This is a genomic window from Caulobacter sp. GW821-FHT11A05 (assembly GCF_058809015.1).
Genome location: NZ_JBXASF010000002.1, coordinates 528,772 through 537,386, shown reverse-complemented (window position 1 = coordinate 537,386; position 8,615 = coordinate 528,772). Strand labels below are relative to the sequence as shown.

General features: G+C 69.1%; 11 protein-coding genes. 5 read left to right on the top strand and 6 right to left on the bottom strand.

Going from position 1 to position 8,615, the window contains the following annotated elements; genetic code table 11:
* Positions 1–247: 247 nt before the first annotated feature.
* Together AC1RSK_RS05525 and AC1RSK_RS05520 are read left to right on the top strand one after the other, a co-directional pair.
* On the top strand, positions 248–544 hold the full coding sequence (locus AC1RSK_RS05525) for a metalloregulator ArsR/SmtB family transcription factor (RefSeq protein WP_492906277.1): 297 nt from the start codon (positions 248–250) through the stop codon (positions 542–544).
* Positions 541–1,215 carry an SdpI family protein gene (locus tag AC1RSK_RS05520; protein WP_492906275.1) on the top strand — a complete coding sequence of 225 codons (675 nt, stop codon included), beginning with the start codon at positions 541–543 and terminating at the stop codon, positions 1,213–1,215. The genes AC1RSK_RS05525 and AC1RSK_RS05520 overlap by 4 nt, the downstream gene beginning before the upstream one ends.
* Here AC1RSK_RS05520 and AC1RSK_RS05515 read toward each other — a convergent pair.
* Positions 1,212–1,550, bottom strand: coding sequence for a hypothetical protein (locus AC1RSK_RS05515; protein WP_492906273.1), 339 nt, complete (start codon positions 1,548–1,550; stop codon positions 1,212–1,214). The genes AC1RSK_RS05520 and AC1RSK_RS05515 overlap by 4 nt on opposite strands.
* A gap of 36 nt (positions 1,551–1,586) precedes the next feature.
* On the opposite strand from AC1RSK_RS05515, the gene xth reads away from it, so the two are divergent.
* Entirely contained in the window at positions 1,587–2,381 is a 795-nt protein-coding gene (gene xth, locus AC1RSK_RS05510) for an exodeoxyribonuclease III (protein WP_492906271.1), read from the top strand.
* Between the two features lie 60 nt (positions 2,382–2,441).
* Here the strand turns inward: xth and AC1RSK_RS05505 are convergent, their stop codons facing one another.
* The 4 genes from AC1RSK_RS05505 to AC1RSK_RS05490 form a co-directional block, all read right to left on the bottom strand.
* On the bottom strand, positions 2,442–2,972 hold the full coding sequence (locus AC1RSK_RS05505) for a hypothetical protein (RefSeq protein ID WP_492906270.1): 531 nt from the start codon (positions 2,970–2,972) through the stop codon (positions 2,442–2,444).
* 160 nt (positions 2,973–3,132) lie between these two features.
* On the bottom strand, positions 3,133–3,438 hold the full coding sequence (gene fliE, locus AC1RSK_RS05500; RefSeq protein WP_492906268.1) for a flagellar hook-basal body complex protein FliE: 306 nt from the start codon (positions 3,436–3,438) through the stop codon (positions 3,133–3,135).
* Positions 3,439–3,448: 10 nt separating this feature from the next.
* A complete protein-coding gene (gene flgC / locus AC1RSK_RS05495) occupies positions 3,449–3,868 on the bottom strand; it encodes a flagellar basal body rod protein FlgC (RefSeq protein ID WP_492906266.1) in 420 nt (139 codons plus the stop codon).
* 11 nt (positions 3,869–3,879) lie between these two features.
* Positions 3,880–4,341 (bottom strand): flagellar basal body protein, encoded by a 462-nt coding sequence (locus tag AC1RSK_RS05490; RefSeq protein WP_492906265.1) that lies wholly within the window; start codon positions 4,339–4,341, stop codon positions 3,880–3,882.
* A gap of 91 nt (positions 4,342–4,432) precedes the next feature.
* Between AC1RSK_RS05490 and AC1RSK_RS05485 the strand changes: the two genes are divergently transcribed.
* Both AC1RSK_RS05485 and fliP read left to right on the top strand, forming a co-directional pair.
* Positions 4,433–4,747 (top strand): flagellar biosynthetic protein FliO, encoded by a 315-nt coding sequence (locus AC1RSK_RS05485; protein WP_492906263.1) that lies wholly within the window; start codon positions 4,433–4,435, stop codon positions 4,745–4,747.
* Positions 4,747–5,541 carry a flagellar type III secretion system pore protein FliP gene (gene fliP, locus AC1RSK_RS05480; RefSeq protein ID WP_492906261.1) on the top strand — a complete coding sequence of 265 codons (795 nt, stop codon included), beginning with the start codon at positions 4,747–4,749 and terminating at the stop codon, positions 5,539–5,541. Before AC1RSK_RS05485 ends, fliP begins: the two co-directional genes overlap by 1 nt.
* A 161-nt stretch (positions 5,542–5,702) precedes the next feature.
* On the opposite strand, the gene AC1RSK_RS05475 is transcribed toward fliP, so the two are convergent.
* The gene (locus tag AC1RSK_RS05475) at positions 5,703–8,615 is read right to left on the bottom strand and encodes a tetratricopeptide repeat protein (RefSeq protein ID WP_492906259.1); all 2,913 of its coding nucleotides are present in this window, start codon (positions 8,613–8,615) and stop codon (positions 5,703–5,705) included.

Here is an 8,615-nt window from a genome sequence, read left to right as displayed (position 1 = left end):
CCCCCCCCCCCCCCCCCCCCCCCCCCCCCCCCCGCGCCGGCCTGTCAGGAAGAAGTGCGTTCTGGCGCACCTTTGACCGCTGCGTTCATAGCTATCCCCAACCACCGGCGCCGCCCCCTCCACCACCGGCCCTGAGTCGGGCCGGCGGCCCCCCTCCCCCGTCGCTTCGCGCCGGAGGAGGAACCAAATTTAGCCATCCCCCTAATTTCCCTTGTAATTAGCAAAAACCCTAATTAGCCTCCTCCCTATGAACACCCTGTTCAAAGCCCTGTCGCACCCGGCCCGCCGCCAGATCATCGAGATGCTGCGCGCTGGTCCCAAGTCGTCCGGCGACATCGCCGGGGCCTTCGACATGGCCTGGCCGACCATCACCGGCCATCTGGCCTCCCTACGCGAGGCCGGGCTCGTCGAGTCCGAGCGCGACGGGGCCTCGATCATCTACCGCCTGAATATTTCCGCCGTCGAGGAGGCCCTCGCCTTCCTCATGGACCTCATGAAGACCGGCGAAGCGCCGGCCGCCGCACCGAAGGGAGCGCCGCAATGACCGTCAAGCTCACCCGCATGGAAACCGCCGCCGGGGTCGTCGTCCTGGCCCAGCTGGCCCTGGCCGCCTACGCCGCCCGGTTCGGGACCACCGGCCCCGTGCCGATGCACTTCGACATCACCGGCGCGCCGGACCGCTGGGGCGACCGCACCGAGGCGGCCGGCGCCATCCTGGTGATCGCCGCCGTCACCGCGATCAGCGCCGGGGCCATGGCCTTCAGCCTGCGCACCAGCCAGCCGGACGCCGCCCGGCGGCGCGGCCTGACGATTGGCATGGGCCTCATCCTGGCCGTCACCGGCGCGATCGCCCTGCTGCCCTTCACCCTGGCGACGCCGATGTTCTCGGCCGTCCAGGCCGGACGGCTGGGCGGGGCCTTCCTTTGCCTGATCCTGGCCATCGCCGGCGCGGTGCTCGGCAAGGTGCCGCCCAACGCCCTGGTCGGGGTGCGCACCCCCTGGAGCCTGACCAGCCGCCTCGCCTGGGACCGTTCCAACCGGCTGGCCGGCCGGCTGTTCTTCTGGGGCGGACTGATCGGCCTGCCGATCAGTCTCCTGCTGCCGCCACAGATCGCCATGGGCGGCGTCACCACCGCCGTGCTGCTGATCGGCGTCTATGTGGTGTTCGAAAGCTGGCGGGTCTGGAAGTCCGATCCCGACCGCCGCGCCGTCTAGCCCGGCACAAACTGAAGCGCCACCGCCATCGCCGTCAACCACACGGCCGGCACGGCGATGGCGATCCAGGCGAACCGCTCCTGATTCCGCTTCCAGGTCACCCAGGCGACGAAGGGGGCCAGGATGCAGACGATCCAGAAGGCGATCATCAGCAGGAAGGCCAGCCAGGCCATGGGGTTCATCAAATTGGGCCGATGATCGAAGACCAGCGGCGAAAACAGCGCCCCCACGGCGCCGAACGGCAGCAGCGCCAGCCAGCCGAGCGTCAGCAGCCCGAGCAGAAACGCCCGCTGCCGCTTTTCCCGTCGATCTCGCCCCTTGAGCCCCTCGGTCATGGGCCCTAGCCTCTCAGGCCCCTACCGGAGCCGTCAATGCGTATCGCCACCTGGAACGTGAACTCGGTCAATGCTCGCCTGCCGACTGTATTGAAGTGGTTCGAAACCGCGCAGCCGGACGTCGCCTGCCTGCAGGAGATCAAGTGCGTCGACGAGAAGTTCCCCCGGGAGGAATTCGAGCGCCTCGGCTACAACGTCGAGGTCCACGGCCAGAAGACCTACAACGGCGTGGCCATGCTCTCGAAAACGCCATTCGAGGACGTCCGCAAGGGCCTGCCGGAGATCGTCGGCCTGACCGGTGAAGCCGACGAGCACGCGCGATACATCGAGGCGGTGGTGTCTGGACCGACGCCCGTGCGGGTCTGCGGCATCTACCTGCCCAACGGTAATCCGATCGGCACCGACCGCTTCGACTACAAGCTGCGCTGGATGCAGGCCCTGCATGCGCACGCCAAGAGCCTGCTGGAGCTGGAGGAGCCGCTGGTCATCTGCGGCGACTACAATGTCATCCCCGAGCCCGGCGACGCCGACAAGCCGGAAGGCTGGCTGGGCGACGCCCTGTTCCAGCCGGAAAGCCGCGGCGCCTTCCGGGCCCTGAAGAACCTCGGTTTCACCGACGCCTACATGCAGCTGGACGGCCGTGACGGCGGCTACACCTTCTGGGACTACCAGGCCGGCGCCTGGCAGCGGAACCACGGCATCCGCATCGACCACCACCTGCTCAGCCCGCAGGCCGCCGACCGGCTGCGGGGGCTGGATATCCACCGGGAGGTCCGCGACTGGGAAAAGCCGTCGGACCATGTGCCGGTGGTCGTGACGCTGGCGGCCTGACGGGCAAAGAAAAAGGGGCGGCCCGGGTGGGCCGCCCCTTCTCTTCCGTCAGTACTCAGACTAGTGGCGGGCCTTGTAGCGGATCTCCTGAGCCAGCAGGTCCAGGCGATAGTTCAGCACCTTGACTTCAGCGCGGCTGAGGTCGCGGTTGTGGCGCTTGTAGCCCCGCTCCAGCTGCTCGATGTTCTGCAGCTTGAAGAAGAAGTTGCGGGCTTCGCCGGGACTCAGGACGCGGCGACGGGCGGCGGTGTCGATGCGCTCGGCCAGTTGGGCCTCACGCTCGTCGATCCGGCGGGCCTGAATCCATTCCCGGCGCGAACCTTCGTTCCAGCGGCGGTTGCCGAATTCGCCCGGGTTGTAGCGGTCGCCACGGCCGTCGCGGTCGTAACGATCGCCGCGATCGTCGCGAACTTCACGATAGTAGAATTCACGGTCAGCGCTGTTCACCCGACCATCGCGGTTGTAGTCGCGGTTCTGATCGAAGCCGCCGCGGCCATCGCGGTCGCCGCGTTCATAGGTCTGGGCAGCCGCCGGGACAGCGGCGGTGACGGCGGCCACGGCCGCGACGGTCAGCAGAATCTTCTTCATCATGGTCTTGCTCCTTCAGGTCTGGTCCACCCGAGGCGGGTTGAACAACTTGAAGAGAGGTTTAGTTGCCCGGTCCTGACCGTGACCTGAGGCTGCCGTTATGTTCGGTTCATATTTGCCACAGGCCGGATGCGCCGGCCTGGCGCCTTGCCTATACCAGGCCTCAGATCGGCATCCGCATGATTTCCTGGTAGGCGCTGATCACCTGGTCGCGCACGGCCATCACCGTTTCCAGGCTGGCCTCGGCCGAGCTGATGGCGGTGACCACGTCGATCAGCTGGCCCTTGCCCTGCACATGGGAGGCCATCTGGCTCTCAGCCGCCTTGGAGCTCTGCACCGCATCGCCCATGACGTTCTTGAGCAGGTCCTGGAAGCTGGCGCCGCCAACGGCGCCGCCGTCGGTTCCGGGAATGCCGCCCGTCTTCTGGGTGGCGGCGTAGGCCTTGGCGGCGGCGAGGGCGGTGATCATCGCTTAGGGCCTACTTCTTGAGGAGTTCGAGGGTGCGCATCTCCATCGAGCGCGCGGTCTCGATGACATTGAGGTTGGCCTCGTAGGCCCGCTGCGCCTCGCGCAGATCCAGCGCCTCGATCAGAGGGTCGACGTTGGGCGTCTTCACATAACCCTGCGCATCGGCGGCCGGATGGCCGGGATCGTAGCTGGTCTTGAAGGCCTTCGGGTCGTTCTGCACCCTGGCCAGCCGCACGCCCTGGCCGCCGTCGATCATCTCCGGCTTGAAGACCGAAACCTGCCGCCGGTAGGGGTCGCCGTCCGGCGTGCGCGCGGTCGAGTTGGCGTTGGCCAGGTTCTCGGCGATGATCCGCATCCGCGCCTGCTGGGCCCGCAGGCCCGAGGCGGCGATCCGCATGGTGGAATTGGACATGCTGGGGGGGTCGGCCATCACTTAAGCTCCTATCGGCCCGGCGGACGGGCGGCCATGCGCAGCAGGGCCATGGATTTCTGGTAGAAGCCGATGGCCGCGTCGTATTCCATCCGCGTCTCGGTCAACTTCATCATCTGGTCCTCGAGCACCACGGCGTTGCCGTCGAGGGTGGTCTCGGTATCGCGGGCCTTGACGGCCTTGCCGTAGGTCTGGTCGTGCGTCGTCCGGCGCAGGTTTCCGGGCAGGTGACCCGGACGCGTCATCACCGGCGCGGCCGGTCCAGCCACGCCAGCCAGGGCCAACTGCCCGCCGGCCCCCGCCCCGCCGACGCCCTTCATATGGGCGTCGAAGCTGAAGGGCCTGAGGTCCCGCGCCACGAAGTCTGGCGTGTTGGCGTTGGCGATGTTCTCGGCGATGACGTTCTGGCGGTCGGACAGATAGCCCAGCCGGTTGCGCAGCATCGAGAACAGCGGGATGTCCGTGATGTTCATGGGAAATCATGGTGAACAAACAGGGTTAATCCGGCCTTAAGTTTTGGGGCTCATCTGATGGGCGTTCCCTCTAGAGTCCCGCGCGCGCTTCATGGACATCGTCCAAATCCTGCAGGCCATCTTCGCTCTGGCCGTGACGCTGGGCCTCATCGGCCTGACGGCTGTGGGCCTGCGTCGTTTCGGTCCCGACGTCATCGCCCGCTTCCAGGGATCGGAGACCAGGGATCGCCGGTTGAAGCTGGTGGAGACCCTGGTCATCGACCCGACCCGCCGCCTGGTGCTGGTCCGCCTCGACGACCAGGAACGGCTGATCCTGCTCGGCGAGGGCCGCATGCTCGAGACCCTCAAGCCTGGCTCGGGGCGCAGCGCCCCGGCCCGCAATACCAACGCCGTGGAGACGACCTGATGGCCAGGCTCCCGAAGCCCCCCGTTCACCAGCCCGCCAACAAGAACCCCTGGCATCTGAAGCGCCAGCTGGGCCTGGCCCTGCTGCTCGGCGTCGCCGTCACCCTGCCCAGCGTCGCGGCGGCGCAGGCGGTCAACATCGACCTTGGCACCGGCGCCGGCCTGACCGAGCGCGTCGTCCAGCTGGTCGGCCTGATGACCGTGCTGTCGCTGGCCCCGTCAATCGTCATCATGACCACCAGCTTCGTGCGTATCGTCGTGGTGCTGGGCCTGCTGCGCACGGCGCTCGGCCTGCAGCAGAGCCCGCCCAACGCCGTGCTGGTCAGCCTGGCCCTGTTCCTGACGGCCATCGTCATGGCCCCGACCTTCCAGAAATCCTACGACGAGGGCATCCGCCCCCTGCTCGACCAGCAGGTCGAGCTGCCGCAGGCCTTCGACGCGGCTTCCGCGCCCGTGAAGACCTTCATGCTCAGCCAGGTTGATCGCGACGACCTGGGCCTGTTCATTCGCCTCTCCAAGATTCAGCGCCCGGCCAACATCCAGGAAACCCCGCTGCGCGTGGTGACGCCGGCCTTCATGATCAGCGAACTGAAACGCGCCTTCGAGATCGGCTTTTTGCTGTTCGTGCCCTTCCTGGTCATCGACCTGGTGGTGGCCAGCGTGCTGATGAGCATGGGCATGATGATGCTGCCACCGGTGGTGATCAGCCTGCCCTTCAAGCTGATCTTCTTCGTGCTGGTCGACGGCTGGCGATTGGTGGCGGGGAGTCTGGTCGAGAGCTTCACGCCGGGGTAGCGCCCCTCCCTCCCCAATTCGGCAGGGCAATCGCATATGGAACGAGTGGCCAAGATCAGGTCAGCCGCCGTGAGTGTTCCCTTCTCCCCTTGCGGGAGAAGGTGGCGCGAAGCGCCGGATGAGGGGTCGATAGGTCTTTCAGCTGCGTAGAGGCGTTATGTTTAAGGCTGGCCCTTGGCGGCCGCTTTCGGCGCCGGGGCCTTCGCCATCACCGGGGCCGGCTTTTCACGGAACTTCTGCTTCATCCGGCCGACCCAGCCGTTGAAGGCCTCGGTCTCGGCCACCGCGCGGCCGAAATCGGAGGTCGTCAGCCGTTCGCCGTCCAGCGAGACGAAGGCCACCCGCAGGGCGTCGGGGTTGCGGGCGGCGTTGAACATCGGCTCGTAGCGGCCGCGCATCCGGCCCAGCGCCGCCTCGTCGCCGGCCAGGCTGTAGGCCACCCCAGCCCGCAGCAGGCGGCCTTCCTCGTCGGGCTTCAGCGGCAAGGCGGTCCGCCAGCGCTCGCCGAGTTGGCGCTCCAGCATCTCGCCGGCCAGCGGCCAGTTGCGGGCCTTCCAGGCGACCTCTGCGCGCACGTCTGTGGCCTCGGGGCCGCTGTCGTTCTCCAGAACCTCCAGCGCCGCGTCCAGCCGGCCGACGCCCATCAGCGCCCGGGCGGTGATCACCCGCCGCTCGACGTTCAGCGCCGTCGGCAGCACGGTCGTGCGGCTGCTGTTGATCGCCTGGAGCGCCTGCTCCGGCTGGCGGTTCATCAGGTAGATCAGCGCCAGGTCGGTGGCCACCTGGGCCCTGGGCACCCCGTCCAGCCGGTTGTCGACCTGCCATTGCAGCAGCTCGGCGGCCTGATCCAGCAGGTCCACATCGACCAGCCGGCGCGCCATCTTGCGCACCATCAGGTCGCCCTCGGCCCCGATCGGGGTGAGGTCCTTGAAGTCCTTGTAGAGTCCCAGCGCCTGGATCGGCTCGAGCCCGTCGGCCTGCCCCTCGAGGAACAGGCCCCGGAAGGCCGCCGACAGGTCGTTCTGCAGGTCCACCGCCTGCGGCAGGTCGGGATGGCGGACGCCGGCCGAGCGCAGGGCTTCCAGGCCCTCCCGGTAACGGCCCTGGCTGATGTAAAGCTGGCCAAGCAGCCGGATGGTCTCCAGCTCGGTGGCGTCGCCGCGCCAGCGGTAGCGCAGGCTGTCGAAAATCGGCACCGCCTGGGCGGCGTTGATCTTGCCCTGTTCCAGCCTGATCTGCGTCGCCCGCAGCAGGGCCGGGGCGGCGTACTGCTCCAGCGGCGCCTTGGCGATCAGGTCATAGATGGCCAGCGCCCGGTTCTTCTCGCCCTGGGCCTCCAGCAGCCGGGCCTTCATCAGCTGGTTGGCCATCTCCTCGGCCGGCGGCAGGCCGGCGATGGCGGCCCGCTTCAGGCACAGCTCGGCGCCGACGAGATCGCCCAGCGCGATGGCCGCCTCGGCGTCGGCCCGCTGGAAACGGGCGCGCCACAGCGGCGGGAACAGGTCCATGGCCTGGGTCGACTGGGCGAACTTGCTGCGGGCGTCGGCCCACTGGCCCTGCTTTGCCGAGATATAGGCCCGCCAGGCGGAGCTCGACGGATCGTCGGCCAGGATGGTCACCGACAGGTCGCTGTCGGACTCCTTCAGCCGCCCGGCCATGGCCCGCGCCACGCCGCGCAGGCCGCGGAACTCGGCCTCGCCCATCAGGGTCTCGCGTGAGCGGGCGGCGGCGTTGAGCACGCCGATGGCCTCGTAGGACAGCTCGCTGCCGACCAGGAACCGGGCCAGCGCCATGCGCGCCTCGGTCGGGGCGGAGGGCCCCTGCTCGGTCTCGGCGGCGGCGGCGGCCATCAGCTGGTCGTAGCGCTTCATGAAGCCGTGGTTGCCGGTCTGGCTCCACTGCTCGCCGATCAGCGCCGGCATCGAAGCCTTGGTCGGGGCCCCCAGAGCCACCTGTTCCGGCGCCGGACCGCCACTCGCCCAGGCCGGCGACAGCGCCAGGCCCGTGCGCTTGCCGATCCGCACCAGGTCGCCCTCGACCGCCATCGACAGGCCCGGCGCATAGGCCTCTATGGCCAGGCCGTGCAGGGTCTGCAGCATCGAAAGGTCGACGAAGTCACGCCGCGCGGCCAGGCCCTTGGCCGGGGCCAGGGCCGGCACCACGGCCAGCTTGTCGCCCACCGCCGGATCGTCGACCCAGACCGGGCGGCCCGCCCCGGCCATAGTCGCCGTCAGGCCCGGCTGTTCGGAATCGCGCGCCACGGTGACGGCCCCGCCGCCGCTGTCGCGGCCGGCCGGCGCGCCGCCGCCGACCACGACCGTCCAGCTGTTGCCCTCGCCCGCGACGGTGACCGGCACATTGCGCGCCACCACCATGCGCAGGGCCGAATAGTCCTTGCCGCGCAGCGTCTGCAGCTTGCGATACTTCTCGCCGGCCTCGGCGAGTTTGCCGGTGTTGAGCCGCGCCGGCGCGTCGAACACCACCCAGACGGCCTCGCCGCGGCGGAACACGGCGGCTCCCACCGGCGCGGCCCACTCGAACCGCAGCCGGGTCTGGCCCGCCGGCGTCTCGGCGGTGACCGGCACGACCCCGCCGGCCGGAACCGGGTTGGGCCTCGGCGGTGGCGGCGGCGCGGCGGCGACCTCCGCCGGCGGCGGTGTGGCCGGGGCTTCGGGAGTCTTCTTCTCGGCGATGTTGACGAAGGTGGCGCCGTCCGCCTGGCCGACCTTGGCCTCGGCGTTGTCGTCCAGGGTGAGGACGATCTCGAGCGCGCCGCCGACATGGCGGGCCTCGGCGCTCTTGACCCATTTGGGCGGGGTGGCGCGCAGCAGGGCGATGTCTGGCCGGGCGTCGCGGCTGAAGCGCAGGATCAGGGCCTGGCCCTCCCGCCGGGTGGAAACCCGCGCCCCGCCGGCCCAGTGGAATTCCACCCGGGTGAAATCCTTGGCCTGAGCGACGCGCACGTCGAGCGCCGGCCGCGCGGCGAAGGCCGGCGAGACATAGCCGGCCGGTGCGGCGACGCCCACGATGCAGGCGGCCGCGACGCCGGAACGAAGGGTCCGGCGGAGATTCAC

What these genes read in the sequence shown, in the direction of transcription:
- xth (WP_492906271.1), top strand. Translation starts at nt 1,587, where the DNA reads ATGCGTATCGCCACCTGGAACGTGAACTCGGTCAATGCTCGCCTGCCG.
- flgC (WP_492906266.1), bottom strand. Translation starts at nt 3,868, where the DNA reads ATGGCCGACCCCCCCAGCATGTCCAATTCCACCATGCGGATCGCCGCC.
- AC1RSK_RS05485 (WP_492906263.1), top strand. Translation starts at nt 4,433, where the DNA reads ATGGACATCGTCCAAATCCTGCAGGCCATCTTCGCTCTGGCCGTGACG.
- AC1RSK_RS05490 (WP_492906265.1), bottom strand. Translation starts at nt 4,341, where the DNA reads ATGAACATCACGGACATCCCGCTGTTCTCGATGCTGCGCAACCGGCTG.
- AC1RSK_RS05520 (WP_492906275.1), top strand. Translation starts at nt 541, where the DNA reads ATGACCGTCAAGCTCACCCGCATGGAAACCGCCGCCGGGGTCGTCGTC.
- fliP (WP_492906261.1), top strand. Translation starts at nt 4,747, where the DNA reads ATGGCCAGGCTCCCGAAGCCCCCCGTTCACCAGCCCGCCAACAAGAAC.
- AC1RSK_RS05505 (WP_492906270.1), bottom strand. Translation starts at nt 2,972, where the DNA reads ATGATGAAGAAGATTCTGCTGACCGTCGCGGCCGTGGCCGCCGTCACC.
- AC1RSK_RS05525 (WP_492906277.1), top strand. Translation starts at nt 248, where the DNA reads ATGAACACCCTGTTCAAAGCCCTGTCGCACCCGGCCCGCCGCCAGATC.
- fliE (WP_492906268.1), bottom strand. Translation starts at nt 3,438, where the DNA reads ATGATCACCGCCCTCGCCGCCGCCAAGGCCTACGCCGCCACCCAGAAG.
- AC1RSK_RS05515 (WP_492906273.1), bottom strand. Translation starts at nt 1,550, where the DNA reads ATGACCGAGGGGCTCAAGGGGCGAGATCGACGGGAAAAGCGGCAGCGG.